Source organism: Pseudolabrys taiwanensis (genome assembly GCF_003367395.1).
Taxonomy (GTDB): Bacteria; Pseudomonadota; Alphaproteobacteria; order Rhizobiales; family Xanthobacteraceae; genus Pseudolabrys; species Pseudolabrys taiwanensis.
Genome location: NZ_CP031417.1, coordinates 526,174 through 552,097 on the forward strand (window position 1 = coordinate 526,174; position 25,924 = coordinate 552,097).

Below are 25,924 nucleotides of genomic sequence, written 5' to 3' on the forward strand. Positions count from 1 at the left end.
GAGGGCCGGCCGCTCGCATCCCGGTCTGGGGACGGGGAGGGGTGGGGACGTGACCGGGCGCGATCTCTTGCTCGCTTACCGCGCCGACACGGTGGCCGGTGCGCGCGGTTCGCCGAGCGAAACCCACATGTTCGGATCGGATTGCGACTGCCGCTTCACGAAGCGGTAGCCGGTCTTGTTCCAGGCGAGGATTTCGCCTTCCTGGTTGTCGAGGATGAATTCACCGCGGTTGGTCTTGACCGTGAGCACGGCATGACCGTCGCCCTTCTTGTCGCGCACCACGGTGATGAGCAGCGCCTCGCGCGGCCAGCCCGCCTGCATCAGCATGCGCCGCTTGAGCAGCACGTAATCCTCGCAGTCGCCTTTGCCGTCGTCGGGATAATTCCAGCGCTCGACCACGCCCCAGTGATCCTGGTCGGTGATCGGCTGGATGGTCTCGTTCACCCAGGCATTGACCTTGACCATGTCGGACCAGGCTTTCGGCGTCAGCACCACATCGCGCGGCGCCGACGGCCTCGTCTCGCATTCGGGTTTGTACTCGACGCAGAACTCGACCCAGCCGATCGGCGCGCGCGTCGCTTCGCCGACGGTGGCGTAGGCCGGCCGCTCTTGCGGCACGCCGGCGCTGTTGCCGAGCGAGGCCATCCGCTCGCCGGCAAAGCCGCTGCCGGCCGGCAGCAACACTGCGATTGCCAAGGTGCTCAGTAGCGCGCAAGTATTCGCCAGTTTATTTTTTTGACGCCGTCCCATTAGTGTCCCCATCACGTCTTGACAGGGACACATTCCCACAAAGCATTTGCAGTGCCGCTAAGTAGAGTGGTCCAGTTTGAAGCGAACGAGACTAAATATCGAAGCGAATACTTGTAAAAACAAAATCGAATTTGCCTAGAATTTGAAATGATCTACTTTGAATAAAATTTTATCGATTAATATACTTGCGCCAGCAAAACATGCGCCTCCGCGATCGTTTTGGCGGTGTCGTTTACGGTTGGATGAGCGGGGAAACGGCGCGAAACCGGCGTGCGGCCGACGCGCGAAAGCGGACATGACGCGGAAAAACGCCGGCGCCGCCGCGCGCGGCGTTTACGGCGCGGTCACCGTATTATTCGCCGGTGACGTTCTCTTCGACGAAGTCGATGTGCTGCAGCCGCGTGAACTCGATCGCGAAGCCGTCCTCGATGTGACGGACGACACGGCCCTGCGTCTTGCCGATGGTGACCATGCTGCCGACCGCCGGACGCAAGTCCGGCGCGATGGCGACGGCCGCGCCCGACTGCGACAGGTCGATGATGCGGCAGCCGACATTGTTGCCGTTGGGCAGAACGAGCCGGGCCAGCGGGTTGCGCGGGCTGAAGCGGCCGTGGCGGCGATCTTCCGGCAGATTGAGGATCTGGCGGTTGGCGAGCCAGGTGAGCTGGGCGGCGAGCTTGTCGCGCTTGCGCGAGGTCGCCGCGATGCTCATGGCAAAACCGGTATCGAACACGCGGGCGATCTTGCCTTCAAGCCGGCCGAGATGGTCGACATAGGCGATGACGCGCTCGCCCGGCGTGCCGGGCACCGGCGCGATAACGGCCATGCCGCCGGGCGACATGTCGACGACCTGGCACGGGAACTCGCGCCGATCGGCGAGCATGTAGCGGCCGAGCAGATTGACCTTGACGCGTTGGTGTCGCCGGCGCTCGTCCGCCAGCGGCAAGAATTTCGGTCGTGTCGGCGCCATTGCCATTGGATGGTGGCATCATGGGAGGGTAATTCTCCCACCGCCAACCTATGGCGTCAGCGTTAACGGTCGGTTAGCCGCGTTCGCCGGGCGCGCGGCCGCCGCTGTAGACAACGAAGCCATGGCGGATCCGCGCGCTTTCCGGCGCATGCTTGAAGTGCGGCGTGATGAGGCTGTCGGCGCCCGCGCCGACGTGGCGCAGCGTCGCGAGCTCCAGCGCGATCACCGGCGTCTCGCCCAGCCAATAAGGCGGCTCGAACGGCGCCAGCACGCCCAAGGCACGGATGCGGCCATGTCCAACATGCGACAACGGCAGCAGCAGCATTTCCAGCCCAACCTCGCGGCCGTCCTCGCCACGGCCGATCAGGCCGGCGACGAAACCTTCGTTCTCGCCGGTCACCGCATGCGCGAGTTCCTCAACCGCCTTGCGGCTCGCTTCGTCCCAAAGCTCGATGAAGGCCTCGCCCTTGATCTCGCGGCAGAACAACGCGCAGACGCGCGTGCCGGCGAGGCGGAAGCGGAGCTGATCGACGAAGTCCGCCGCCAACATGAACGTGTCGCCGAGCGCATGGCGGATTTCGGCCGGGTCGATGTCGAACCGGGCCGGCGCAGGCCGGTCGCCGCGCCGCTCGGTCCAATAGTCGAACAAGCTGCGGGTCGAAGGATGCTTCATAATCGCCACCCTGTTTCGTCACGGCACAGCCGGCGCAACTTTTTGTGCCCGTTCGGGACAGTTGCGCCGCCTTCCGGCCGCGGTGGCATGAAGAGAGCAGGGCACGTGCCGCAGGCGCCGCCGCGGCCGTCCTCGCGCGAGTTAGTGTTAAAATCGCAAGCGCGTTGCGGTGCGTGTGCCGCCGTCTAAAGTCGCGTCACTCGATACGGCGTGTCTTGGACAGCACGCTCCTGGGAACGCGATACGATTGGGGCAAAAGCTCTTCGGGGAGATGAGGGGGACGTGACGCGCGCCATTCGGCGCGGCGGCACAACTGAAGGAGGGCGGTGAGCCCTCCTTCTTCTTTTTTGGACCCCGTCGCTTGCGGACCGAGGCCCAAATGGCGTAACCCGGCGCTTCCTTACCGAGTGCCGCCTCGTGCAACGCGAACCGCTCTTCAACATCCCGCCCATCGTGCTGATTACGATCGCCGTCATGGCGCTCGTGCACGTCGTGCGCACGATGCTGCTCAGCGAGACGCAGGACATCGAATTCCTGCTCACCTTCGCCTTCATTCCCGCGCGCTATGACTCGTCGATCGTGCTGGGCGGACCATTGCCCGGCGGGGCTGCGGCGGATGTGTGGACCTTCGTCACCTATTCGTTGATCCATGCCGACTGGACGCATTTCGGCGTCAACTCGATCTGGCTGCTGCCTTTCGGCACGGCGGTTGCCCGGCGCTTCGGACCCGTCCGCTTTCTCGCGTTCTTCGCGGTGACGGCCGCGGCCGGCGCGGGCATGCATCTTCTCACGCATGCCGGTGAGCAGGCGCCGATGATCGGCGCTTCCGCCGCGATCTCCGGCACGATGGCCGCCGCCATGCGCTTTGCGTTTCAGCACGGCGGTCCGCTCGGCATGCTGCGCGAAGCCGACGATGACGCTTATCGCGTGCCGGCCCTCTCGCTGGTCGGAGTCTTCAGCGATGCGCGCGTGCTGATGTTTCTCGCCGTCTGGTTCGGCATCAACATCCTGTTCGGCCTCGGCTCGATGTCGATCACCGGCGGCGATCAATCCGTCGCATGGCAAGCGCATATCGGCGGATTTCTCGCAGGTTTGATTTTATTTTCCTGGTTCGATCCGGTTTCGCGATCGGGCGATTATGGTGCAACGCGGCATTAGTCGCGTAAAATGCAGCACAGACGCGGCATCTTTGCGCTTGACGGAACAGGCGCGATGGCAGGATCGTTGCAAAGGTCCACACTCCCGAAGAGCCGCGCTGATGCGGCATCGGTCGTGAGTGTCGGATGCACGGAGGCTGCCATGAACGTGAAGTCAATCCTGGCCGCCAAGAAATCGACCTTGGGCGGCGACGTTATTGCGATCGAACCTACGGCTGATCTTGCTACAGCTGCGAAGCTTCTGGCGAAGCACCGCATCGGTGCCCTTCTGATCCGCGGACCCGGTGATCATCTCGCCGGCATTCTGTCGGAACGCGACATCGTACGAGCGGTGGCAGAGCATGGCACTGAGGCGCTCACCGTGCCCGTTGGGCAGGTGATGACGCGCAATGTCATGACGTGCGGTGAAGACGATACTTGTGCCAGCCTGATGGAGCGCATGACCGCCGGCAAATTTCGTCATCTTCCCGTGATGGCGAAGGGCAAGCTCGTCGGCATCGTGTCGATCGGCGACATCGTGAAACAACGTGTCGATGAGATCGAGCGCGACGCCGAAGCGATGCGCGATTACATCCGTACGGCGTAAGCGCGTCTATTTGGCGGAGGCCGGGCCGGACGCGGCGTGCGAGAGTGCGGCGACGGCCTCGCCGACACCTTCGAGCGCGCGCTCGGCCGCCTCGGTGCCGATCGCGATGGCGTCTTGCGCGCGATGGAAGTCGAACCAGCCGATGTTGCCAAGGCGCGGGCTGATGAGCACGTCCGGCGGATCGCCGGCAAGACGCGCACGCGTGATGCGATCCTGCATGACGTTGAACGCCTCGACCATGACGGTCGGAATGCCGGGCCGGCCACGCCGTCCGAGCACCTGACGGCGCAACGACGATTCGCGTGAGAACATATGGCGGAAGCCATTGGCCTTCGCCGTCGCTTCCGGCGCGGCCTCTTCGTCATCCGGGCCGTGGCTCGCGATGATGGTGCCGCGACCGAACAGGTCGGAGTTGAGATTGACCGCGATCACCAGACGGGCGCCGAGCGCCCGCGCCGCGGAGACCGGCACGGGATTGACCAGCGCGCCGTCGACCAGCCAGCGGCCGCCGATGCGGACCGGCGGGAAAATCCCGGGCAGGGAATAGGACGCGCGCAGCGCATCGGAAAGACGGCCGCGCGTCAGCCAGATTTCGTGACCGGTATTGAACTCGGTCGCGATGGCCGCGAAGCGAACCGGCAGATCCTCGACCCGCGTTTCCTTCAGGCCTTCCTGAAGGCGCGAGGCCAAGTGATTGCCGTTGATCAGGCCGGAGCCGGATAGGCTGATATCGAGATAGCTCAGGATGCTGCGCGCGGTGAGCGTCTTCGACCATTCATCGAGGGTGTCGAGCTGGTTGGCGGCATAGCAGCCGCCGACAACGGCGCCAATCGACGTGCCGACGATGACGTCCGGCACGATGCCGTGCTTCAGCAGCGTGCGGATCACGCCGATGTGAGCAAAACCGCGTGCGGCACCGCCGCCGAGCGCGAGCCCGATCGTTGGAGGCGCCGGAGCGGGTGCCGGCTGCGTGGTGGCCTCGGCCGCACGATCCCCGTTGCGTGCGCGCGAGAAGAATCCTTCGAAAACCAACTATGGTTCTCCCCTGACCCTTTGATCATCGGGCCGGGTTGTGTCCCGGGCAAGTCTTTCAACCGGCCATGGTGAAGACAACTGGCGGATGGGTGTGACCGAAACGTGGCGTTAAGGGTGCGGTTGCTTGATTACCGAACGATAAACTCCTGGCAGGCCACTAAGTTTCAGGCCGGACCAGCTCGAAAAGGCGGTCGACCACTGCATATTGGTGATAGCCGCAGCGGGCGATGGGCCGCATCGCGGCGGTGTCGACAAGCCCGTCAACGATGAAGCGGTCGTCGATGTGCACGCCGACGACCTGGCCGAAGGCGACGTGACAGTCCACCGGCTTACCGTCGTAAGTCTGCATCGGAACGATGTTGATCAGTTTGCACTCGAGCGCGCAGGGCGACTCGGCGACGCGCGGCGGCTTCACGATGCGCGACGGGGCGGTCGTAAGCCCGGCGCGCTCCATCTCGTTGACGCCGCGCGGCAGCGGCGCGGCCGTCTCGTTCATCTTGTCGCGCAGATCCCATGTGGCGAGATTGCAGACGAATTCGCGTGTCTCGGCGATGAAGGCGACCGAATCCTTGAAGCCCTCGGAGCCGAACATCACCAGGTTGGGGCGGCTGTTGATGCCGTTGAAGAACGAGTAGGGCGCGAGATTGATCTCGCCCTTCGCGCTCATCGAGGTGATCCAGCCGATCGGCCGCGGCGCGACGATGGCTTTGAAGGGGTCGTAGGGCAAAAGTGCGCGGTCGCGCTTTTCGGGCTCGTAGAACATCGCGTGTTGCTCCTTACGAGCTTATTGTCTGCGCGGGATAGCGTGTGACGATCGCCGACAGCTTGGGACGATCGCGATCTTCCGGCGGCTTGGCCGGCTTGCCGATGTGCACGAAGCCGACGATGCGTTCTTCGGCCGACAGACCGAGCCGATCGAGCACGCGCCGATCATAGGCGTACCATTCGGTCAGCCAGCTCGCGGCATAGCCGAGCGCATGGGCAGCCGTCACGAGGAGCATGGCCGATGCCGCGGCCGACATCAGTTGCTCCCATTCGGGGATTTTCACATGCGGGGCGGTGCGCGCGACGACCGCGATCACGAGCGGGGCGCGGGCGAGGCGGTTCCGCTCGAACGCGATCTGCTCGGCGGTCGCGTCGGGACGGTCGCTGCGGAAAATGTCGGCGAGCACTTCGCCGGCGGCTATCCGCGCATCGCTCTCGAACACGATGAAGCGCCAAGGTGCGAGTTTGCCATGGTCGGGCACGCGCGACGCGACGGTGAGGAGGGTGTCGATCTCCTCCGCGCTGGGGCCGGGTCCGACCATTTCGATCGGCTTCACCGAACGGCGTGTTTTGAGCAATTCTAGAGCGTCGGGCATGTCGTCCTCAGGTCGCGCACGTGAGCTATACGCCTGCATACATCCTGCGTCGCGGGCCGTAGCATACCGGTCCCGCGCGAGACAAACGGACCAGGCTTGAAATCGCCGTGATTTGGACCGAAAAACATATTGATATGAGCAGCGTCCCCTCATTTGCCGCCCTCATCGGCCGGTTACTGCCGGTTTTTGCCCTGATTGTATCGTTGCTTGCGCCCGTGACCGCCGGAGCGCAGCAGGGTGGCGACTCGCTGCTGTCCTCAGCCCCCTCGACGGGCCTCTTGTCCCCAGGTTCGGGGACGCGGGGTGACGTCTTCGGTCCCGGCGGTGTTCTCGCGCCGGCGCAGGGGACGCTGACCATGCCGAACTCGATGGCGCCGAATGCGACGCCGATGGTCCCCGCGGGGCAGGTGGCGCTGGCGCTCAGTGCCAAGTTCGGAAAGGACCAGCCGTCGATCACGGGTGGGCTCACCTGGCGCGTCTACGCGGCCAAGGCGACGCCGAGCGGCGACTTCCGCCTCGTCAAGCAGGACACCTCGCCGTCGCCGACCTTGGTGCTGCCGTCCGGGTCCTACATCGTGCATGTCGGCTTCGGCCTCGCCACCTTGGTGAAGCCGGTGACCTTGCGTGGCGCGACGGTGCACGAGGAGTTCGAGCTGCCGGCCGGCGGTTTGCGCCTCGAGGGCCGCGTCGGCGATGTGCGCATTCCCGCCGGACAGATTTCTTTCGATGTCTACCGCGGCAGCCAGTTCGAGCCGGGCGATCGCCGGCCGATCGCCGAGCATGTCATGACGGGAAGCGTCGTCGTCGTGCCGGAGGGTACGTACTATGTCGTCTCGAACTACGGCGACGCCAATTCGGTGATCCGTTCCGACATCCGCGTGCAGGCAGGCAAGCTCACCGACATCACGGTGACGCACCGGGCGGCCGCCATCACGCTCAAGCTGGTGAGCGAGAAGGGCGGCGAGGCGCTCGCCAACACGGCTTGGTCGGTGCTGACGCCCGGCGGCGACGTGATCAAGGAATCGATCGGCGCTTTCCCGCGCGTGATTCTGGCCGAGGGCGAGTACCGCGCCATCGCGCGCAACGAAGGCAAGGTCTACGAACGCGAATTCAAGGTCGTCACGGGCGTCGACGGCGATATCGAAGTGATGGCGCGTTGAAGCGTGACGTCTTTCTGACGCACAGAGGCCATATTCGAGCAAACCATATCGGCGTTGGTGCGTTATCTCCTCAGTCGACATTGCGCGGAATGAGATTGTGACGCCCGATACAGCAAGTGCCATTTTCAGCCGACTGGACCCTGCCAAAATCGCTCTGCTGTTCGATGTCGACGGCACCTTGATCGACATTGGGCCGTCGCCGTTCGAGGTCGACGTATCCGACGAGCTGAAGGAATCGCTGTCCCGGCTTTATGAGCGGACCCAAGGCGCGCTGGCGCTGGTGAGCGGGCGTCCGATCCGCGATCTCGATTTGTTGTTTGCGCCGCTGCGTTTGCCGGCCGTCGGCGGTCACGGCGCCGAGACGCGGCTGTCGGAAGGCGCGCCGGTGTCGCGCATCGAGGATTTGCCCGAGGGCTTGCGCCGTCACTTGATCGAGGCGGCCGTGCCCGGCTCGGGTATCGTCTATGAGGACAAGGGCTATTCGGTCGCGCTGCATTATCGCAAGGCGCCGCAGGAGGCCGAACGGTTGCGCCGTCATATCGCCGCCGGCCGCGCCGCGTTTCCGGATGAGCGGACCGAGGTGCTGCTGGGCAAGGCGATGTTCGAGGTGAAGCGCCCGGGCGTGAACAAAGGCGACGCGGTGCGCCGGCTCATGACCGAGGGTCAGTTTGTGGGACGCGCCCCCATCTTCCTCGGCGACGACGTGACTGACGAAAGCGTGTTCGACATTTTGCCGGAGCTCGGCGGCAAAGGCTTCGGTGTCGGCCGTCATTTCCCGCAGACCGCCGGGATATTTCCGTCACCTGCGGATGTGCGACAAGCCTTGCACCTTCTGGCGCGCGATGCCCAGCCTTCCGTGCGGCTTGGGACAGCTTCCTAAACTGTTCGATTTATTGAACTTCTGGTCGAGTTCCGCGTTAACGCGACGGGCGCTCGGTGCGAAGGGTTGCCGTCGGTCAGTGCATCCGTTACGAAAAGTTTATACGATATTTATGCAGTAGTCCGCTGACCGCTTCGACAGCTTATTCGCATCGGAGATGCTTTTTGAACGCGGCGCGGCCGCGTTGGTTTTGGGGAGATATCGATATTGGCCCGGCTCGTCGTCGTCTCCAACCGTGTAGGCTTGCCGAAAAGCGGGGCCCGCGCCGGCGGACTGGAAGTGGCAATCCGTCCCGCGCTCAAAAAACGCGGCGGCGTTTGGTTCGGTTGGAACGGCCGCATCGCGGAAGGCGATCCCGGTCCTGCGCAGACCTTGCGCAAGGACAATGTCGAATACGTCACTGTCGATCTGCGCAAAGACGATTACGAAGAGTTTTATAACGGCTTCGCCAATCGTGTGTTGTGGCCGATCTTGCATTACCGGCTCGATCTCGCGGAGTTCAGCAGGCGCGACCTGAGCGGCTATCTCAGGGTCAACGAATATTTCGCCAGTGGCCTCGCGCAAATTCTGCGCGACGACGATATCGTGTGGGTGCACGACTATCATCTGATGCCGCTTGCGCGGGCTCTGAGAGAGCGGGGCTACAAGAACCGGATCGGTTTCTTTCTGCATATTCCCTGTCCGCCACCGGAAATCCTCACGTCGCTGCCCAACCACGACCGGCTGGTGTCGGCGCTCGGCGCCTACGATGTTCTCGGCTTTCAGACCGAGACGGACGCGCTCAATCTCGGCCGCTATTTCAGCAACGAATGCCGCTTCAAACGTCTCGACGACGAGACCTTCTTGATCGACGGCCGCGCTGTGCGGGTTTCGGTCTTTCCGGTCGGCGTCGAGACCGAAACCTTTGCGCGACTGGCGCGCCGCGCTGTCGATACAGCCTTCGTCCGTGATGTGTTGGATAGCTTGTCCGGCCGCGCCATGATCATTGGCGTTGATCGCCTGGATTACTCCAAAGGCATTCCCGAGCGCATGAACGCCTTCGAGCGCTTCCTCGGCCAATTTCCCGATTGGCGCGGCAAGGTCACGTATCTGCAGATCACGCCGCGCAGCCGCTCGAGCATTCCGGAATACGCCGACATTGGACGCGTGGTGGGCGAAACCGTCGGCCACATCAATGGCGCTTATGGTGAAGCCTCATGGACGCCGGTGCGCTACATCAACAAGGCGCACAGCCGTACGGCGCTTGCCGGCCTCTATCGCGCGGCGCGGGTAGGGTTGGTGACGCCATTGCGCGACGGCATGAATCTCGTGGCCAAGGAATATGTGGCGGCGCAGAACCCGGACGATCCCGGCGTGCTGGTGTTGTCGCGTTTTGCCGGCGCGGCGCAGGAATGCGCGGCGGCGCTGCTGGTCAATCCTTACGATCCCGAAGGTGTGGCCATCGCGATCAACAAAGCGCTGGCGATGCCGCTGGCCGAGCGTCAGGAGCGTCAGGCCCATAATTTCCGCGTGCTGCGCCAGAACGACCTCGGCCGCTGGGCCGAGCGGTTCCTGGCGGCGCTCGAAGTGCCGCCGGAGCCGCAATTGGCGCCTGTGCGTGCGGCCGGTGGCGGGCATTGACGTAAGTCAGTGCGTAGGGGGCCTCGATGGGTCCCTATAGTGGGGTCATTGTCCGAGGCCCCATCATGTCTCGTCTGATCCGCGCGCTGCTCGCCCCATTCTTGTTGCTGGTCGTAACCCAGACCGCATTGGCGGCGAACATCGCCAACGGCGAAAAAATGGCGCGGCGTTGGTGCGCGGCCTGTCACGTCGTGGCGGCGGACCAGAGCCGCGGCAATACGCAAGCGCCGCCTTTCTCCGCCATCGCCAAACGGCCCGGTTTTGATGCCGGCAAGCTGGCGCTGTTTCTGTTGCTGCCGCATCCGCGCATGCCGGACATGAACATGTCCCGCAACGAAGCCGCCGATCTGGCGGCCTACATCGCCAGCCAAGGCCGCTGAGCGCCTCTCACATCCACCCTTACAGCCTCTAAAGAGATGACTTTGGTCGCGCTTTGGGGCCCCGCGGCGGTGTAGAAATTTGGTTGCACCTGCTTTAAAGCGGTAACAGGGGGTGTGATGCGCGGTTTTGACACAAATTCTACGTCCGCGGTGGCCGACTTCGTTGCGCCCGAGGCCATCGCTGCCTTGCGCGCGCATCCCGGCTTTCCCGCCGCCATGCGCGTCTCGGCGGCCGGCCTGGTGTCGATGTATCAGGGCGGCCATCTCTTGAACTGGCTGATGGACGATCGCGGCCGCCTGATGTTCGGCTATCTGGCGCTCTATCTCCACACGTCGCGCGATCCGGACGATGCGTCGTCCGGCCTCACGCCGACCCGCATGAAGGCCATGTGCGTCGAGTTCGACTTCTGCAGTCCGGGTCGCGCCGGCGCGATGCTCTCGTTGATGCGGTTCGGCGGCTATCTCACGCCGGATACGCAGGTCCTGGACCGTCGCCAGCGTCGATTGTTGGCGACGCCGAAGCTCTATGCGCTGCTGCGCGCGCGCTGGCGTCTGCATATGGAGGCGGCTGCGCCGCTGCTGCCGGATGGAGCGGCGCTCCTTTCGGCGCTCGACGATCCGGCTTTCGACAACGCGCTCGTCGCCGCCATGATGGAGCGCTTCCGCGCGGGGTTTCGCTTCATGCACGCCGCGCCGGGACTTGGTCTGTTCGGCGAACGCAATGCCGGGATGCTGATCCTGCTGAGCCTGATCACTGCCGGTGCGCCCGACGACACGATGCCGCCGCAGCGCCCGGTGCCGATCTCGATCGCGGCGCTGGCACGGCGCTTCTCGGTGTCGCGGCCGCATGTGCTCAAGTTGATCCGCGACGCGGCCGATGAGGGCTTTCTCGAGCGCATCGATGCAGAGGGCGGCCGGGTCATATTCAAACCGCGGCTCGCCGAGGCGACGCAGACATTGTTCGCGACGATGTATTTGTTCTTCACCGATAGCGCGCGCCAGGCGGCACGCGCCTGCGCCGGCGAGAGCCGGGCGGCGGGGTAGGAGCCGTGATGCGGACCTCGGACGAGAGCGCCTTTAAAAGAAGCTCTCGTCCGGTGGTAATCCGGCATTCGCGACGGTATCGAAAGTGATCCGCGCGCCTGGTCTCACGATCAAGGTTGCGGGCGGTTAGCCTTCTAGCCGCGCTCGCTTCACGTCCGGCGGCAACGCTTCTTCGGTGAGCATCTTCAGCGCTTCGTCGAGCGCCATCACCTGGCTCTTGTCGGAGCCGAGGCGACGGATCGAGACCTGACGCGTCTCCGCTTCCTTCTTGCCCACGACCAGCATCACCGGCACCTTGGCCAGCGAATGCTCGCGCACCTTGTAATTGATCTTCTCGTTACGCAGATCGCTCTCGGCGCGCAGACCGAGCTTACGCGCGGCAGCGGTGACTTCGGCGGCGTAGTCGTCGGCGTCCTGGGTGATGGTGGCGACCATCGCCTGCACCGGCGACAGCCAGAGCGGCAGGTGGCCGGCATAGTGCTCGAGCACGACGCCGAGGAAGCGCTCCATCGAGCCGCAGATGGCGCGATGGATCATCACCGGCGTCTTCTTCGAGCCGTCGGCGGCGATATAGAAGGCTTCGAACCGCTGCGGCAGGTTGAAGTCGACCTGCGTCGTGCCGCACTGCCAGTCGCGGCCGATGGCATCGCGTAGCACGTACTCGAACTTCGGCCCGTAGAACGCGCCTTCGCCCGGATTGATCGCCGTCTTGATGCGGTTGCCGCCGCGCGCTTTGATCCGCTCGAGCACGTCGGTCATGATGCCTTCGGCGTGATCCCAGGCCTCGTCCGAGCCCACACGCTGTTCCGGCCGCGTCGAGAGCTTGACGGTGATCTCACCCTCGAAGCCGAAGTCGTCATAGGTCGACAGGATCAGATCGTTGATCTTCAGGCACTCGTCGGCCATCTGGTCTTCGGTGCAGAACACGTGCGCGTCGTCCTGCGTGAAGCCGCGCACGCGCAACAAGCCATGCAGCGCCCCCGACGGCTCGTAGCGATGCACCACGCCGAACTCGGCAAGGCGCAACGGCAACTCGCGATACGAGCGCAGGCCGTGCTTGAAAATCTGGATGTGGCCCGGGCAGTTCATCGGCTTGATGGCGAAGACGCGTTCGTCGTCCGTGTTTTCGCCCGCCGACGTGGCTGCGAACATGTTCTCGCGGAACCAGCCCCAGTGGCCCGACGTCTCCCACAGCGACTTGTCGAGCAATTGCGGCGCGTTCACCTCGCGATAATCGCCGCGCAGGCGCCGTCGCATGTAAGCGACGATCTCCTGAAAGATCGTCCAGCCATTGGCGTGCCAGAAGACGGTGCCGGGGCCTTCCTCTTGGAAGTGGAAGAGGTCCATCTCGCGGCCGAGCTTGCGGTGGTCGCGCTTCTCGGCTTCCTCCATCTGCTTGAGATAGCCGTCGAGGTCTTCCTGCTTGGCGAAGGCGGTGCCGTAGATGCGCGACAGCATCGGGTTGTTCGAATCGCCACGCCAATAGGCACCGGCCACGCGCATCAGCTTGAACGCGTTGCCGATCTTGCCCGTGGACGTCATGTGCGGGCCGCGGCAGAGGTCGAACCAGTCGCCTTGCTTGTAGATCTTGATCTGCTGGTCTTCCGGAATGGCGTCGACCAGCTCGACCTTGAAGTTCTCGCCCATGGTGCGGAAGGTCTCTTTCGCCTTCTCGCGCGACCACACTTCCTTGGTGAAGGGTTTGTCGCGGGCGATGATCTCCTTCATCTTCTTCTCGATGAGGGGCAAGTCTTCCGGCGTGAACGGCTGGTTGCGGTGGAAGTCGTAATAGAAACCGTTCTCGATGACCGGACCGATGGTCACCTGCGTGCCGGGCCAGAGAGCCTGCACGGCTTCGGCAAGAACGTGCGCGGCGTCATGCCGGATCAGCTCCAGCGCGCGCGGGTCCTCGCGATTGATGAACTCGATCTTGGCGTCGTGCTCGATCGGATCGTTGAGATCGGCGACCGTGCCGTCGAGCGCCATGGCGACGGTGCGTTTGGCCAAAGAGGGCGAGATGCCCTTGGCGATATCGAGACCGGTTGTGCCGTGGGGGAATTCCCGACGCGCGCCGTCGGGGAAGGTCAATGCGACCATGATCGTCTCCTTGTGGCTCACTCCTGCGAACGAGCGCAGGTAAGCGGAATGTGAAACCGATATAGCAGGGGGAACTTGAATCGCAACCGTTCAGGCGGCGGTCGGCGGCGTCTCGTTGACTCCGTGCCAGCGCCCGTAACGCCATGGCAAATACCAACGTGCGTTGGCCGGGAGTGTGTCGGGCACGAAGTCGAGGCCGTGCGTGCCCCAGGGATGACACCGTAAGATGCGCGCCAAGGTCATCCAACCGCCGGCCCACAGGCCGAAGCGCATGATCGCCTGCTCGCCGTAATCAGAACAACTCGGCAGATGGCGGCAGCGTGGTCCGATCAAGGGCGACAGGGTGTAGCGGTAGACGAGGACCAGCGTGCGGCCGAATTGGCGCGGTACGCTGCGGATCACGCCTCCCAATCTGTCGCCGTCGCGTTGCATGCGAAGCTCACCATTCCCGAATTCGGTTGGCACGGAACGGGGCAAAGTTCCATTGTAAGTTCCAAGTCTTTGGCATTGCTTATCTTTTCATCTTATTGCCCAGCAACAGCCGCTTTTTTTAACTAGACCAGAATCTGCTCGCTGAATTAAAAACAACACATAAGCTGGGGGATCTTGATCCGCCAAAGCCTGACGAGACGTGGAAACCACGCGAGGCATGCAGGCGCGGCGGCGATCAGGGGGAAGAATGATTCGTTCCCTATTGTTGGCTGTTGCGCTCGCGACGGCGGCGCCAGTCCTGCTGCTACCGATGTCCGGCCAGGCTTCGGACCGAACGCTACCCATGCGTTTCGAGCTGATCCGGCAGGGACCTTCCGACACGTGCGGCGCACGCTGCAAAGTGTTCGTTGCCGCGACCGGCGCCATCACCGCCGACACGCCGCGCGATTTCAGCGTCTTCGCCAAAGGCCGCGATCTGACCGGGGCGACGGTGGTTCTGGATTCCGATGGCGGTTCGGTGCATGGCGCGATCGCGCTCGGCCGCGCCATCCGCAAACTGGCGCTCGACACCACGGTCGGCCGCGTCAGGCTGCTGCGGGCGCCGGAGAATGCCGAGCCGCGTGGCGCGCTGTCGCCGCAGGCCGATTGCGAGTCGATGTGTGCCTTCGTGCTGCTCGGCGGTGTGCGGCGGGTCGTGCCCGCGGAAGCGCGGGTGATGGTGCATCAGATCTGGCTCGGCGATCGCCGTGACGATCCGACCGCGGCCAATTATTCGGCCGAGGATCTCGTGCTGGTGCAGCGCGATATCGGCCGGCTGGCGCAATACACGGCTGAGATGGGCATCTCCATCGACATGCTCGATTTGTCCCTGCGGATTCCCCCGTGGGAGCCGATGCATGCCATGACGTCCGACGAACTGCGCACCATGCGCGTCGCGACGGAGCAGCCTGATATCGCGACCGGCGCGGCGGTGGCGGCCAATCCGCCGGCGCCAATAGCGCCCCCGGTATCGCGTCTGACGAACGGCATCCAGGCCGCGATGATCGATATCAGCGAGCGGAACTGGGCGGTGGTCGACCAGTCGGGTCACTCGTCGCTGGCGCGCCGTCATCCTTTGACCGTCGAGGGCGAGGAGATCGGCAGCTTCGATCTTCTGGTGTCCTGCGGCGCCGATCGTGGCCGCTACGACTTCAGCTACATCGAGCGGCGTTACAAGGGGGCGCGCAACGCCGCTCCGGATGCCGTCGGCGCCGTGACCGTGCGTGTCGGTGGTCTGTCCGAGCCGCTGAAGGTCGTTTCCTCGGACCAGCGCGACGGTGAGATGGTCACTTACGCCGCCGCCCAGGTGCCGGCCGATTTGATCGACGCCTTCACCAGCCTCGGCAATCGCTCGATGACCCTGGAGACCAGGGCCAGCGGCCTCGTCACCACCATCCGGTTGGGCAATACGGGGGCACGGCAGAGCCTGCCGGGGCTGATCTCCGCCTGCCGCAAATCGCCCGGCGACCGGGCCGACCTCTCGGCCGGCCAGCTGGGCGGTATGGCTGCGGCAAGGTAGGGCGGCGCGGTTATTCCGCCGCCTGCTTCTTCGCCTCGATTTGGTCGAGCGCCGACACCACGGCGTCGAAGGTGAGCAAAGTCGAGGCGTGGCGCGCTTTGTAGTCGCGCACCGGCTCCAGCACCGCCAGATCGGCCCAACGGCCGGTTGGCGCCGGCCCATTTTCCTTCAGCATCTTGCGCATGGTTTCTCGGAGTTCGCGTAGTTCCGCCGGCTTCGAACCGACGATGGTGCGGGCCATGATCGAGGACGAGGCCTGGCCGAGGGCGCAGGCCTTCACGTCATGGGCGAAATCGCTGACCTGCCCGTCCTCCAGTTTGAGGTCGATCGTCACAGTCGAGCCGCACAACTTGGAATGGGCGGTCGCACTGGCGTCCGGGGCCGCGAGGCGGCCCAGGCGGGGGATATTGCCAGCCAGTTCCAGGATCCGGGCGTTGTAAACGTCGTTGATCATTGCGCTTTACCGTTTTGCCCGGGGAGCGGATTGCCTCGTCCCGGCAAAGGAATATATAGGGGCGAGCCCTCGGGCGCGAGAAGGGGTTCTGCGCGCTGGGTCATGGCCTTACAGCCATGCCGAATGGGAATGCGGCGTCCTGACGCCGGCTTCGGACCGAGTGGTCGAGGCCGGACTATGACGCGGCCACCCCGGTGACACTCCCGGGCCTGCTCCGCGCTGGAGCGAGGACCGGTCGAACGGAGAGACCGTCATGGACGCGAAGAATGCCAATGTGAAAGCTTGGCCGTTGCAAGGCCTGTCCGACCACGTGCGGGCGGCGCCGACGCCGGCTGTGCCGCGCCCCGCGCGCGAAGAGGCCGAAGCCGCGGTACGGACGCTGCTTGCCTATATCGGCGACGACCCGAACCGCGAGGGCCTGCTGGACACGCCGAAGCGCGTCATCGGCGCCTTCGACGAGCTGTATCAGGGCTATCGCGAGTGCCCGGCCGAGGTGCTGGATCGCACCTTCGGCGAGACCGCCGGCTATGACGACTTCGTGCTGGTCAAGGACATCAGCTTCAACTCGCATTGCGAACACCACATGATGCCGTTCACCGGCCGGGCGCATATCGCTTATATGCCGGTGGAGCGCGTCGTGGGCTTGTCCAAGCTCGGCCGCCTTGTCGATGTCTACGCCAAGCGCCTGCAGACGCAGGAGCACATGACCTCGCAGATCGCCACCGCGATCAACGAGATCCTGAAGCCGCGTGGCGTCGCCGTGCTGATCGAAGCCGAGCACACCTGCATGGCGCATCGCGGCGTCGCCAAGCAGGGCGCGACGACGGTCACCACGCATTTCACCGGTGTTTTCCGCGACGACCCGAAGGAGCTGGTCCGCTTCATGACCATGCTGCGCGGGGCGCACGGCTGATCGTCCGCGATTGTTTCCCTGGATCCGTCATGCTGAGGTGCGCGCCTCGAAGCGTGCCGGCCGAGGTCGTGCCGGTCATTCTTCAAGGCTTGCGCCACCGAAGTCGGCTATGGCCGACTTGGAATTATAGTAACGATCTCGGGTAAACCCGAGATCGGTGGCTCGCACCTCAGGTGTGAGGCAGGAGCTGAGCTATGTCCTCCGCATCGAAAGAAATCGAAGAAGGTACGAGCTTCACGCCGAAGTTCGATGCCAATGGCTTGATCACCGCCGTCGTCACCGACGCGGCGAACGGCGACCTGCTGATGGTTGCGCACATGAACGACGAGGCTGTGCGCCGGACGATCGAGACGGGCGAGGCCTGGTACTACAGCCGCTCGCGCGGCAAGCTCTGGAAGAAGGGCGAGAGCTCCGGCCACGTGCAGCGCGTGATCGAACTGCGCGTCGACTGCGACCAGGATGCGCTGTGGCTTAAAGTCGAGCAGCACGGCGCGGGCGCCTGTCACACCGGCCGTCGATCGTGCTTCTACCGCACCATTCCGGTCGGCCAGAAGGGGGCTGTCGGGCTCGTTTTCAAAGATGGCGAGCGGCTTTTCGATCCGGATACCGTCTACACCGAGACGAAAAACTCCTGACGCCGCCGCTCGCGCTCGCGCAACGGTAACAATGTAGGCATAGCGCAATCTGCGTTTGTGGGTTGCGGAAAGCCTGCTAGGCTTTGCCCATGGCGGCGGGCGAGCGGGAGCAGGTACCGACCGGAAGTACGGCATCCAGGCGTTTCTGCCTGGTGCTGATCAAGCCGTCGCACTACGACGACGGCGGCTACGTCATCCAGTGGCTGCGCTCGCCGATCCCATCGAACTCGCTGGCATCGCTTTACGGCCTCGCGAAGGATTGCGCCGCGCGGCAGATCCTCGGCGACGACGTCGCGATCGATATCCATGCGTTCGACGAGACCAACACGCGCGTCCATCCGGCGCGCGTCGCCCGCATGATCGAGGACGCTGGCGCGGGCATGGTCATGCTCGCCGGGGTGCAATCGAACCAGTTTCCGCGCGCGCTCGATTTAGCGAAGCCGTTGCGCGAGCGCGGCATTCAAGTCGGCATCGGCGGATTTCACGTCTCTGGCGTCTTGGCCATGCTCAATGGCGTCGATGCCGATCTCGATCGGGCCAAGGAGATGGGCGTGTCGCTGTTCGCGGGCGAAGCCGAAGGCCGATTGGAAGAGACGCTGCGCGACGCCTATGCCGGCCGGCTCAAGCCGCTCTACAACTATATGGGTGATCTGCCCGGCATCGAAGGCACGCCGATCCCGCTGATGGCAGCGGAGCGCGCGCAACGCACCGCCGGCGGCACCACCTCGTTCGATGCCGGACGCGGCTGTCCCTATCAGTGTTCGTTCTGCACCATCATCAATGTGCAGGGCCGTAAATCGCGGCGCCGCTCGCCCGACGATATCGAGCATATCGTCCGTACGAACTATGCGCAGGGTCTGCGCGCCTTCTTCATCACCGACGACAACTTTGCGCGCAACAAGGATTGGGAAGCGATCCTCGACCGCATCATCCATCTGCGGGAGGTCGAGAAGTTCAATTTGAGCTTCATCATCCAGGTCGACACGCTCTGCCACAAGTTGCCGAACTTCGTCGAGAAGGCGGCGCGCGCCGGCGTCAAGCGCGTGTTCATCGGGCTCGAGAACATCAATCCCGACAATCTGCTCGGAGCCAAGAAGCGGCAGAACAAGATCACCGAATATCGGAAGATGCTGCTCGCCTGGAAGAACGCCGGCGTTATCACCTATGCCGGCTATATTCTCGGCTTCCCAGGCGATACCTACGCGTCGATCATGCATGACATCGACGTGATCAAGCGGGAGCTGCCGGTCGATCTTCTGGAGTTTTTCTATCTCACGCCGCTGCCGGGCTCGGAGGATCATCTCAAGCTCAAGAAGGCCGGCGCCTGGCTCGATCCCGATCTCAACAAATACGACTTGAACCACATCTGCACGCCGCATCCGAAGATGTCGCGCGAGGATTGGGACCGCGCCTACAAGGACGCCTGGCAGCGCTACTACACGATCGAGCACGTCGAGACGATCCTGCGCCGTGTCGCCTCGACCAAGGCGAATGCCTCGAACGCGCTGTTTCTGATCACCTGGTTCATGGGCTCGATCAACATCGAGCACATCCATCCGCTCGAAGGCGGCTTCCTGCGCAAGCGCGTGCGCCGCGACCGGCGGCCCGGCCTGCCGATCGAAGCGGCGTGGTCGTTCTATCCGAAATATGCCGGCGAGATCGCCGGCAAGCTCGTCGCTTGGACGAAGCTCTACGTGAAGCTGCGGCGCATTTATCTGCGCATCAAGAAGGATCCGCGGCGTTATGCCTACACCGACCTCGCCATGACGCCGGTCAATGATGATGAGCTCGAAACGCACGAGCTCTTCAACACTGGCGCCGCGCAGGCTTATGTCGCCCGTGCCAAGCACATCAAGGACGCGCAGGACGGGCACCTGCCCGCACCTGAAGTGCCAGTGCAAGCGGCGGAGTAGCTGTCGTCCCGGGCGAGCGCGTTTGCGCGAGGCCCAAGACCCATACGCCGCAGTCTATCGATAGGGCACAGCGTATGGGGCCCCCGCCTTCGCGGGGACGACGGGTTTGTCGAGGCTACGAACTTGCCCTTGCCAGCAGCGCCTGCGCGCGCACGAGATGCGGCCGGTCGAACATCTTGCCGTCGAGTCCGATCGCCCCGGCGCCGGGATTGGCAGCGAAAGCGGCGATGATGGCCTTTGCTTTCTCGATCTGCTCCGCCGTCGGCGTGAACACCTCATTGATGATCGGCACCTGCGCCGGATGGATGGCCAGGCGCCCGGTGAAGCCGTCGCGGCGCGCGGCCTCGGTGTCGCGGCGCAATCCTTCCGAATTGCGGAAGTCGACATAGACCGTTTCGATGGCCGGGATCTTCGCGACGGCCGCGCCGTAGAGGCAGATGTTGCGGGCCAGGCGATAGGGCTCGGTCAAAAGGCCGTGCTCGTCGCGGTTGGCTTCGGCGCCCAGCTCGGCTGAAAGATCTTCCGGCCCCCAGGTCATGCCGATCAGACGCTTGCTCGAATCCTTGAACGTCCCGGCGAGGAAAAGTCCGGCGGCCGACTCGACTGCCTGCGCGAGGACCTTGATCGAGCCCTCGGTCAGGCCCGCGACGGCCTCGCGCGCCGTGAGCTTGGCGTCGAGATGCACGGCGCTCGGGCCGCCTTCGGCCTTGGGAAACACCACGGCGTCCGGTTTGCCCGCCACGATGACGTCGAGATCGGCGTCGGTCATGCCGGTGTCGAAGCCGTTGATGCGCACGAGCAGGCGAGGACGCTCTTTCTTGGCGGCGTTGGCTTTGAGGAAGTCGAGACAGGCCGCCCGCGCGCCTTCCTTGCGCTCGGTCGTGATTGAATCCTCGAGATCGATGATCACGGCATCGGCGCCGCTGGCCATCGCCTTGTCGAGTTTGGCGCCGCCGTCAGCCGGCACGAAGAGAAGAGAACGCATTCCAGTAATCTCCTTGGCGATTTTAATTCCCGCTCGTCCCCGCGAAAGCGGGGACCCAGCGCTGCGCTTTTTTGCTCCTGGATTCCCGCTTCCGCGGGAATGAACGGAGTATGTGGCAACGAATGCAGTGACTGCAGGTGAATCGAACCGCTTACTTCGGCATCATCCGGACCATGACTTGGCGCTGGCATTCGGCCACCAGCTTGCCGTCCTGCTTGAACGCCTTGTGGTGCAGCGTGACGATGCCGGTGCCGGGGCGCGACTGCGATTCGCGCTTGCTGACCACCTCGGAGGTGCAGTGCACGGTGTCGCCCTCGAACAGCGGGTTGGGGAATTTCACGTCGGTCATGCCGAGATTGGCGACGGTCGTGCCGACCGAGGTGTCAGACACCTGAATGCCGATCATGAGGCCGAGCGTGAACAGCGAGTTCATCAAGGGCTGGCCCCAATCGGTCTCGGTCTCGCAATAATGACGGTCGATATGCAGCGGCTGCGGGTTGAGGGTCATGTTGGAGAACAGCATGTTGTCCATCTGCGTTACGGTCCGCGTGTAGCGGTGTTCGTACACTTTCCCCACTTCGAAGCCCTCGAAATAAAGGCCTCCGCGCTTGTGTCGCAGGTTGTCGTCCGGCATGCGATCCTCCGATTAACCCTTCATTTACCATAAATGCCCAAGGTCGACCGTGGCTGGCAAGTCGGCGCGTTGCATAAAGCCCAAAACAGCCGGGTCATATACCCCCAGGGCAAGGCGATGGCGGTCGATTCAATCCTGTCTAATGCGGTGGCCCAGATTACGGGCGCCATCAAGCAAGCTGCGCAGTCGACGGGTATCAGCTTCGAATACCTGCTGACGACGGCGCGCATCGAATCAAATCTCAATCCGTCGGCGCAGGCTTCGACCTCTTCCGCCAAGGGGCTGTACCAGTTTATCGACCAGACATGGCTGGGCACGATGAAGCAGGAGGGGGCGGCGCTGGGTCTCAGCCGCTACGCCGACGCCATCAGCCAAACGTCGGATGGCCGCTACGACGTGCCGGATGCGGGCATGCGCAACGAGATCATGCGGCTGCGCAACGATCCCACGGTGAGCGCCATGCTGGCTGGCGCGTTTTCGCGGGCGAATGCGAGCCAGGTCAGCGCGGCGATCGGCCGCCAACCGAGCGAAGGCGAACTTTACATTGCGCATTTCCTCGGGCCGGACGGCGCCGGCCGCATGATCTCCGCGGCCGCCAACCGGCCGCAGGAAAGCGCTGCCGCGATGTTTCCCTCGGCGGCCGCAGCCAACCCGACGATCTTCTACGACAAGTCCGGGCGCGCGCGCAGCGTGAGCGAAGTCTATGGCAAGCTGACCGGCAAATTCGAAACGGCGCGCGCGGCGAACTTCGGCAACGGCCTGCGCGGCCCGGTCGGCGCGTCGGTCGCCAGCGCGCAGCCGGCGGTCACCGATACGGCGGGGGTCACCGGCGCCTATGCGTCGGCGCGGACATCGCTGCCGCCGGTGGCCGATACCAAGCCGTTGTTCCAGGCCATGTTCACCGACCGTGCCGGCCAGCCGGTTGCGCCGGTGGTCAATAGCCTGTGGGGTGGCGCCAACGGCGCCGGCAGCGGCGGCGGCAGCGGCGTCAAGACGACCGCCGAGCGCGGCCTCGACCTGTTCTCCGACGGCCAGACCGACATACGCGGTCTCTTCGGCAACAGTTGAAATCACAACGCTTCTCGCGATTTCGTCGTTAATGCCCACTCAATTTCTATGGTGAACAATTTTTTAAGTGTCGGCTGCTAGCCTTAATGGAGCCGTCGGTAAGCGGCTGTTTTGGTTGCGTCGGTAGTCATGATCGTACGTCAGTTTCTGCATTGGGTCCGTCAGGCCCCGCCCGGTGAACGGGCAGAAGCCACCTCCGCGCTGGCGCGCGCTTATCTCCATTCCGATCTGTCGACCGACGATCTCGCCGCCGCTGAAGGCGCGATGATCATGTTGCTCGACGATCCGTCGCCGCTGGTGCGGCGGGCGATGTCGCTGGTCTTCGCTTCGGCGCAGAAAGCTCCGCGCGTCGTCGTGCAGGCGCTCGCCGCCGACCAGTTCGATGTCGCGCAGCCGCTCCTCGAATCCTCGCCGCTTCTGGTGGACGATGACCTCATCGATCTGGTGGCGAGCGGCAAGGCGGAGATTCAGGCGACCATCGCCGGCCGGCCGCTGCTGTCGCGCGCGCTGGCTGCGGCGATCGCCGAGGTCGGTTCGGCGGAGGCCTGTCTGATCCTGCTGGAAAACTCCGACGCCTGTCTCGCCTTGTTCTCGGTTGACCGCATCGTCGAACGCTTCGGCCATCTGGCGCCGATCCGCGAAAATTTGTTGGAGCGGGAAGACCTGCCGATGCGCATGCGGCAGGCGTTGCTCTCGAAGCTGTCGAAGACGTTGGCGGGTTTCGTGACGGCGCGGCAGTGGCTGGGCTCGGATCATGCCGAATACGCGACGCGCGAGGCCTGCGAAAAGGCGACCGTCGCGCTCGCCGCCGACACGCCTTACGAAGAACTCGGCGCGCTGGTCGTGCATCTGCGCGAGAGCGGACAGCTCACGGCCGGCATGATCCTGCGCGCGCTGCTATCGGGCAACGTGGTGCTGTTCGAGGAGGCCCTGGCCGAACTGTCCGGTCTGCCGATCGACCGCGTCACCAGCTACATCCATGACCGCCACATCTCCGGCTTCCGCGCGCTCTACCGCAAGGCCGAACTGCCGGACATGGCTTATCCGGCCTTCCGGGAAGCGCTGGCCGCTCTGCGTGACGGCGTGCTCGTCGGCGAGCAGGGCGGGGCGGCGCGCCTCAAGCGGGGCATGGTCGAACGCGTGCTCGAAGCCTGCTCGGCGATGCGCGACGAGAGCATGGTCTCGCTGGTGGCGCTGCTGCGGCGCTTCTCGGTCGAAGCCGCGCGTGAAGAAGCGCGTCTGTTCTGCGATGACCTGGTGGCCGAAGGCGCGATTGATGCCGTGCCCGAGCCGTACGCCGTGGCGCAACCGATCGAAGAGATGCGCCTGGTCGCCTGAGACCTAACGTCACCGTTCGTCCCCGCGAAAGCGGGGACCCGGCGCTGGATTCCCGCTTGCGCGGGAATGAGCGGAGAGTGTGGGCTCACTCCGGCACGAGCGAGGGCCCGCGGAGCTGTTCCAGAATGTCCGGCCGGTTCTGGTTTTCGCGCATCAGGAATTCGTCGGTGACCTCGCGCAGGCGGCGGGTCAGCAGCGCGGCCAGCTCCACCGCGTCGGAGCGGGTATACTCGCGATAGATCGCACGCACGGCATCGACGTGCTGATCGACGAGCTTGAGCGGGATGCGCTGGTTGTTCGGCGTGAATTCGATGAGCCGGCAGAGGCTGTCCGCAGCCGCCGCCATGGCCGGATAGCCGAAGGTCGCCGCCTGGCCCTTGATATCGTGCGCGGCGTGAAACAGGCCGTCTTTCGTGGTCTTGGTGATGCCGGTCGCCGCGATCTCCTGGCGCGCTTTGTCGAGGCGCTCGCATTCGGTGTCCATCCAACTGCCGAATTGGCCCGACAGGTCGGCCAGCGCCTGTTCGGCGCGCGCGATTGGATCGTCCAATTCGCCCTCGGCCGTCTTCACCAGGATGGCGCCACGCAGCTTGTTTTCCGGCATGATCACTTCGTGGTCGCCGTAGGTGGCAATCGCAGCGGTATTCTTTCGCGGAGCCATAGAGGGTTGCCTTTAGCCGCCGGGTGCGCGGGCTTTGTCGAGCAAGGGCGCTTGACGAATGATGTCGGCCTTCGCGCCCTTGCGCCGTTCTGGGCCGATATAGTTCGTATTGACGTTGCGACGCCGGTCGGGGCCGAAATAGGTCTTGGTGCGGATGAAAGGGCGCGGATTGGCGACCACGTTGACGATGCGCTGATACAGCCCCTTGGCGGAGATCGGCTTGGCCAGGAATTCGGTGACGCCGGCATCGCGTGCGAGCACGACCCGGCGTTTCTCCGAATGGCCCGTCAGCATGATGATGGCCACGTAAGGGTTGGCGTTGGCGCCGGGCTGACGGATCATCTGCGTCAGCTCGAGCCCGTCGAAGATCGGCATCGCCCAGTCGGTGATGATGATGTCGGGCAGGTAGTGCGTGAAGGCCTCGAGGCCCGCCGCGCCGTCCTCGGCCTCGTAGACCTCGCGCGCGCCAAAGCCGTGCAGCAGCGTACGCACGATGCGCCGCATATGCGCGTTGTCGTCGACAACGAGAAACCGCAGACGGTTGAAATCGATCCGGACCATGCTGCCTCGAGCTCGGTCGCGGTTGGCCCGTTACCGACCTTTCCAAGGTAGCGGCGCGCGATTAACGAAGGGTTTAGCATAGTGGCGCGCACGCGGCCGCGACCCGCGGGGATTCACAGGGGGTGAATTGGTCTTTGACCATCGCCCACTTCGCGGTCATCGTGTCGCCGAAGACAATCCAGCGCCGTTCTGTGGGGAGAAGCGTCGCAATGAAAACCATTCTGATTCCGACCGAAGATCACGACTCCATGCCGGCGGTCCTGGAGGCGGCGCGCTTGATCGCCCGCGCTTTCGACAGCTACATGGAAGGCTTCGCCGTGCGGCCGGCGGTGGGCACCTATGTCACGATCGAGCCGGTGAGCAGTCTCGCTATCTCCGGTGCATTCGACGGCGAGGCTGCAACCCAGTCGCGTGAGCTGTTCACGAACTTCATGCAGAAGGCGAGCGTGCCGCGCGCCCAGCCGGGACCGGCCGCGTTTTCCTATGGCTGGCCGCTCGCGGAGGCCGCCGACGATGCGTTCCTCGGTTCCTACGGCCGGGTCTTCGATCTGGTGGTGCTCGGCCGCCCGGGGCGCGAGCCGCAGAATCCGCGCATGGCCCCGCTTGAGGCCGCGCTATTCGAAAGCGGCAAGCCGGTGCTGATCGTGCCGCCGACCGTGCCGCGCGTGATCGCACGCAAGGTGCTCATCGCTTGGAACGGCTCGGTCGAGCAGGCGCATACCAATGCGTTCGCCATGCCGCTCCTGAAACTCGCCGAAGAGGTGACGGTGCTCGCGGTCGAGGGCGGTATGACCCCGGGGCCCTCGGTCGAGCAGGCGGCGCAGCACCTGCGGCGGAACGGCGTCAAGGCGGAGGCGTTGACGGTCAAGCCGGGGTCGTTGTCGACGGGCGAGGCCATCCTCGACCAGGCGGCGGCGCTCGGCTGCGATCTTGTCGTCAAGGGCGCATTCACCCAGAGCCGGCTCCGACAGATGATGTTTGGCGGGGCAACCCGTCACATTCTCGCGAAGGCGACCTTGCCGGTGCTGATGGCTCATTGATTGATGAGGCGTCTGCTTT

General features: G+C 64.3%; 27 protein-coding genes. 14 read left to right on the plus strand and 13 right to left on the minus strand.

All coding sequences use genetic code 11. The features are described 5' to 3' along the window. Positions 1-75 precede the first annotated feature (75 nt). The 3 genes from DW352_RS02410 to DW352_RS02420 form a co-directional block, all read right to left on the minus strand. Entirely contained in the window at positions 76-645 is a 570-nt protein-coding gene (locus DW352_RS02410) for a transglutaminase-like cysteine peptidase (protein ID WP_115694204.1), read from the minus strand. A gap of 457 nt (positions 646-1,102) precedes the next feature. Next, entirely contained in the window at positions 1,103-1,720 is a 618-nt protein-coding gene (locus DW352_RS02415; protein WP_425374631.1) for a PilZ domain-containing protein, read from the minus strand. A gap of 73 nt (positions 1,721-1,793) precedes the next feature. Next, complete coding sequence (locus DW352_RS02420) at positions 1,794-2,393, minus strand: PAS domain-containing protein (RefSeq protein ID WP_115688194.1); 600 nt, start codon at positions 2,391-2,393, stop codon at positions 1,794-1,796. 417 nt (positions 2,394-2,810) lie between these two features. On the opposite strand from DW352_RS02420, the gene DW352_RS02425 reads away from it, so the two are divergent. Beyond that, positions 2,811-3,551: a rhomboid family intramembrane serine protease gene (locus DW352_RS02425; protein ID WP_342634891.1), complete on the plus strand. Its 741-nt coding sequence runs from the start codon at positions 2,811-2,813 to the stop codon at positions 3,549-3,551. Between the two features lie 141 nt (positions 3,552-3,692). Further along, complete coding sequence (locus DW352_RS02430) at positions 3,693-4,136, plus strand: CBS domain-containing protein (protein WP_115688196.1); 444 nt, start codon at positions 3,693-3,695, stop codon at positions 4,134-4,136. Between the two features lie 6 nt (positions 4,137-4,142). Here DW352_RS02430 and DW352_RS02435 read toward each other — a convergent pair whose 3' ends face one another. The 3 genes from DW352_RS02435 to DW352_RS02445 all read right to left on the minus strand — a co-directional run bounded on the left by DW352_RS02435 (position 4,143) and on the right by DW352_RS02445 (position 6,532). Continuing rightward, positions 4,143-5,168, minus strand: a complete 1,026-nt coding sequence (locus DW352_RS02435; protein WP_115688198.1) for a patatin-like phospholipase family protein — start codon at positions 5,166-5,168, stop codon at positions 4,143-4,145. A 160-nt stretch (positions 5,169-5,328) separates the two neighbouring features. Then, positions 5,329-5,934, minus strand: a complete 606-nt coding sequence (locus DW352_RS02440) for a flavin reductase family protein (protein ID WP_115688200.1) — start codon at positions 5,932-5,934, stop codon at positions 5,329-5,331. A 13-nt stretch (positions 5,935-5,947) separates the two neighbouring features. After that, on the minus strand, positions 5,948-6,532 hold the full coding sequence (locus DW352_RS02445; RefSeq protein ID WP_115688202.1) for a nitroreductase family protein: 585 nt from the start codon (positions 6,530-6,532) through the stop codon (positions 5,948-5,950). 134 nt (positions 6,533-6,666) lie between these two features. On the opposite strand from DW352_RS02445, the gene DW352_RS02450 reads away from it, so the two are divergent. From DW352_RS02450 to DW352_RS02470, 5 genes are all read left to right on the plus strand, one after another. Then, positions 6,667-7,692 (plus strand): hypothetical protein, encoded by a 1,026-nt coding sequence (locus DW352_RS02450; RefSeq protein ID WP_162826731.1) that lies wholly within the window; start codon positions 6,667-6,669, stop codon positions 7,690-7,692. A gap of 97 nt (positions 7,693-7,789) precedes the next feature. Further along, positions 7,790-8,572, plus strand: a complete 783-nt coding sequence (gene otsB, locus DW352_RS02455; RefSeq protein WP_162826732.1) for a trehalose-phosphatase — start codon at positions 7,790-7,792, stop codon at positions 8,570-8,572. 207 nt (positions 8,573-8,779) lie between these two features. Continuing rightward, entirely contained in the window at positions 8,780-10,192 is a 1,413-nt protein-coding gene (gene otsA / locus DW352_RS02460; RefSeq protein WP_115688208.1) for an alpha,alpha-trehalose-phosphate synthase (UDP-forming), read from the plus strand. A gap of 65 nt (positions 10,193-10,257) precedes the next feature. Next, positions 10,258-10,572, plus strand: a complete 315-nt coding sequence (locus DW352_RS02465) for a cytochrome c (RefSeq protein ID WP_115688210.1) — start codon at positions 10,258-10,260, stop codon at positions 10,570-10,572. Between the two features lie 150 nt (positions 10,573-10,722). After that, positions 10,723-11,616, plus strand: coding sequence for a hypothetical protein (locus DW352_RS02470; RefSeq protein WP_115688212.1), 894 nt, complete (start codon positions 10,723-10,725; stop codon positions 11,614-11,616). A 126-nt stretch (positions 11,617-11,742) separates the two neighbouring features. On the opposite strand, the gene thrS is transcribed toward DW352_RS02470, so the two are convergent. Beyond that, the gene (gene thrS / locus DW352_RS02475; protein WP_115694206.1) at positions 11,743-13,713 is read right to left on the minus strand and encodes a threonine--tRNA ligase; all 1,971 of its coding nucleotides are present in this window, start codon (positions 13,711-13,713) and stop codon (positions 11,743-11,745) included. Positions 13,714-13,803: 90 nt separating this feature from the next. Further along, on the minus strand, positions 13,804-14,145 hold the full coding sequence (gene yidD, locus DW352_RS02480) for a membrane protein insertion efficiency factor YidD (RefSeq protein WP_115688214.1): 342 nt from the start codon (positions 14,143-14,145) through the stop codon (positions 13,804-13,806). 247 nt (positions 14,146-14,392) lie between these two features. On the opposite strand from yidD, the gene DW352_RS02485 reads away from it, so the two are divergent. After that, positions 14,393-15,703, plus strand: coding sequence for a COG3904 family protein (locus tag DW352_RS02485; protein ID WP_162826733.1), 1,311 nt, complete (start codon positions 14,393-14,395; stop codon positions 15,701-15,703). A gap of 10 nt (positions 15,704-15,713) precedes the next feature. On the opposite strand, the gene DW352_RS02490 is transcribed toward DW352_RS02485, so the two are convergent. After that, positions 15,714-16,157: an iron-sulfur cluster assembly scaffold protein gene (locus DW352_RS02490; protein WP_115688218.1), complete on the minus strand. Its 444-nt coding sequence runs from the start codon at positions 16,155-16,157 to the stop codon at positions 15,714-15,716. A gap of 253 nt (positions 16,158-16,410) precedes the next feature. On the opposite strand from DW352_RS02490, the gene folE reads away from it, so the two are divergent. From folE to DW352_RS02505, 3 genes are all read left to right on the plus strand, one after another. Continuing rightward, positions 16,411-17,070, plus strand: coding sequence for a GTP cyclohydrolase I FolE (folE, locus tag DW352_RS02495; protein WP_115688220.1), 660 nt, complete (start codon positions 16,411-16,413; stop codon positions 17,068-17,070). 194 nt (positions 17,071-17,264) lie between these two features. Continuing rightward, positions 17,265-17,705, plus strand: a complete 441-nt coding sequence (hisI, locus tag DW352_RS02500; RefSeq protein ID WP_115688222.1) for a phosphoribosyl-AMP cyclohydrolase — start codon at positions 17,265-17,267, stop codon at positions 17,703-17,705. A gap of 89 nt (positions 17,706-17,794) precedes the next feature. Beyond that, on the plus strand, positions 17,795-19,618 hold the full coding sequence (locus DW352_RS02505) for a B12-binding domain-containing radical SAM protein (RefSeq protein ID WP_115688224.1): 1,824 nt from the start codon (positions 17,795-17,797) through the stop codon (positions 19,616-19,618). A gap of 115 nt (positions 19,619-19,733) precedes the next feature. Here the strand turns inward: DW352_RS02505 and DW352_RS02510 are convergent, their stop codons facing one another. Further along, positions 19,734-20,603 (minus strand): HpcH/HpaI aldolase/citrate lyase family protein, encoded by an 870-nt coding sequence (locus tag DW352_RS02510; protein WP_115688226.1) that lies wholly within the window; start codon positions 20,601-20,603, stop codon positions 19,734-19,736. A 151-nt stretch (positions 20,604-20,754) separates the two neighbouring features. Beyond that, on the minus strand, positions 20,755-21,237 hold the full coding sequence (locus tag DW352_RS02515) for a MaoC family dehydratase (RefSeq protein ID WP_115688228.1): 483 nt from the start codon (positions 21,235-21,237) through the stop codon (positions 20,755-20,757). Between the two features lie 117 nt (positions 21,238-21,354). Here DW352_RS02515 and DW352_RS02520 point away from each other — a divergent pair, with 117 nt between their 5' ends. Both DW352_RS02520 and DW352_RS02525 read left to right on the plus strand, forming a co-directional pair. After that, on the plus strand, positions 21,355-22,305 hold the full coding sequence (locus DW352_RS02520) for a transglycosylase SLT domain-containing protein (protein WP_115694207.1): 951 nt from the start codon (positions 21,355-21,357) through the stop codon (positions 22,303-22,305). A 129-nt stretch (positions 22,306-22,434) separates the two neighbouring features. Beyond that, positions 22,435-23,643 (plus strand): DUF2336 domain-containing protein, encoded by a 1,209-nt coding sequence (locus tag DW352_RS02525; protein ID WP_115688230.1) that lies wholly within the window; start codon positions 22,435-22,437, stop codon positions 23,641-23,643. Between the two features lie 85 nt (positions 23,644-23,728). On the opposite strand, the gene DW352_RS02530 is transcribed toward DW352_RS02525, so the two are convergent. Then, a complete protein-coding gene (locus DW352_RS02530) occupies positions 23,729-24,304 on the minus strand; it encodes an Hpt domain-containing protein (protein ID WP_115688232.1) in 576 nt (191 codons plus the stop codon). 12 nt (positions 24,305-24,316) lie between these two features. Next, positions 24,317-24,865 (minus strand): response regulator, encoded by a 549-nt coding sequence (locus DW352_RS02535; protein ID WP_115688234.1) that lies wholly within the window; start codon positions 24,863-24,865, stop codon positions 24,317-24,319. Between the two features lie 209 nt (positions 24,866-25,074). Here DW352_RS02535 and DW352_RS02540 point away from each other — a divergent pair, with 209 nt between their 5' ends. Beyond that, positions 25,075-25,905 (plus strand): universal stress protein, encoded by an 831-nt coding sequence (locus tag DW352_RS02540; protein ID WP_115688236.1) that lies wholly within the window; start codon positions 25,075-25,077, stop codon positions 25,903-25,905. Positions 25,906-25,924 lie beyond the last annotated feature (19 nt).

Coding starts and splice junctions, on each gene's coding strand:
- DW352_RS02410 (WP_115694204.1), bottom strand. CDS start 645: ATGGCCTCGCTCGGCAACAGCGCCGGCGTGCCGCAAGAGCGGCCGGCC.
- DW352_RS02415 (WP_425374631.1), bottom strand. CDS start 1,720: ATGGCGCCGACACGACCGAAATTCTTGCCGCTGGCGGACGAGCGCCGG.
- DW352_RS02420 (WP_115688194.1), bottom strand. CDS start 2,393: ATGAAGCATCCTTCGACCCGCAGCTTGTTCGACTATTGGACCGAGCGG.
- DW352_RS02430 (WP_115688196.1), top strand. CDS start 3,693: ATGAACGTGAAGTCAATCCTGGCCGCCAAGAAATCGACCTTGGGCGGC.
- DW352_RS02440 (WP_115688200.1), bottom strand. CDS start 5,934: ATGTTCTACGAGCCCGAAAAGCGCGACCGCGCACTTTTGCCCTACGAC.
- DW352_RS02445 (WP_115688202.1), bottom strand. CDS start 6,532: ATGCCCGACGCTCTAGAATTGCTCAAAACACGCCGTTCGGTGAAGCCG.
- DW352_RS02450 (WP_162826731.1), top strand. CDS start 6,667: ATGAGCAGCGTCCCCTCATTTGCCGCCCTCATCGGCCGGTTACTGCCG.
- DW352_RS02465 (WP_115688210.1), top strand. CDS start 10,258: ATGTCTCGTCTGATCCGCGCGCTGCTCGCCCCATTCTTGTTGCTGGTC.
- thrS (WP_115694206.1), bottom strand. CDS start 13,713: ATGGTCGCATTGACCTTCCCCGACGGCGCGCGTCGGGAATTCCCCCAC.
- yidD (WP_115688214.1), bottom strand. CDS start 14,145: ATGCAACGCGACGGCGACAGATTGGGAGGCGTGATCCGCAGCGTACCG.
- DW352_RS02485 (WP_162826733.1), top strand. CDS start 14,393: ATGATTCGTTCCCTATTGTTGGCTGTTGCGCTCGCGACGGCGGCGCCA.
- DW352_RS02490 (WP_115688218.1), bottom strand. CDS start 16,157: ATGATCAACGACGTTTACAACGCCCGGATCCTGGAACTGGCTGGCAAT.
- folE (WP_115688220.1), top strand. CDS start 16,411: ATGGACGCGAAGAATGCCAATGTGAAAGCTTGGCCGTTGCAAGGCCTG.
- hisI (WP_115688222.1), top strand. CDS start 17,265: ATGTCCTCCGCATCGAAAGAAATCGAAGAAGGTACGAGCTTCACGCCG.
- DW352_RS02505 (WP_115688224.1), top strand. CDS start 17,795: ATGGCGGCGGGCGAGCGGGAGCAGGTACCGACCGGAAGTACGGCATCC.
- DW352_RS02510 (WP_115688226.1), bottom strand. CDS start 20,603: ATGCGTTCTCTTCTCTTCGTGCCGGCTGACGGCGGCGCCAAACTCGAC.
- DW352_RS02515 (WP_115688228.1), bottom strand. CDS start 21,237: ATGCCGGACGACAACCTGCGACACAAGCGCGGAGGCCTTTATTTCGAG.
- DW352_RS02520 (WP_115694207.1), top strand. CDS start 21,355: ATGGCGGTCGATTCAATCCTGTCTAATGCGGTGGCCCAGATTACGGGC.
- DW352_RS02525 (WP_115688230.1), top strand. CDS start 22,435: ATGATCGTACGTCAGTTTCTGCATTGGGTCCGTCAGGCCCCGCCCGGT.
- DW352_RS02530 (WP_115688232.1), bottom strand. CDS start 24,304: ATGGCTCCGCGAAAGAATACCGCTGCGATTGCCACCTACGGCGACCAC.
- DW352_RS02535 (WP_115688234.1), bottom strand. CDS start 24,865: ATGGTCCGGATCGATTTCAACCGTCTGCGGTTTCTCGTTGTCGACGAC.
- DW352_RS02540 (WP_115688236.1), top strand. CDS start 25,075: ATGAAAACCATTCTGATTCCGACCGAAGATCACGACTCCATGCCGGCG.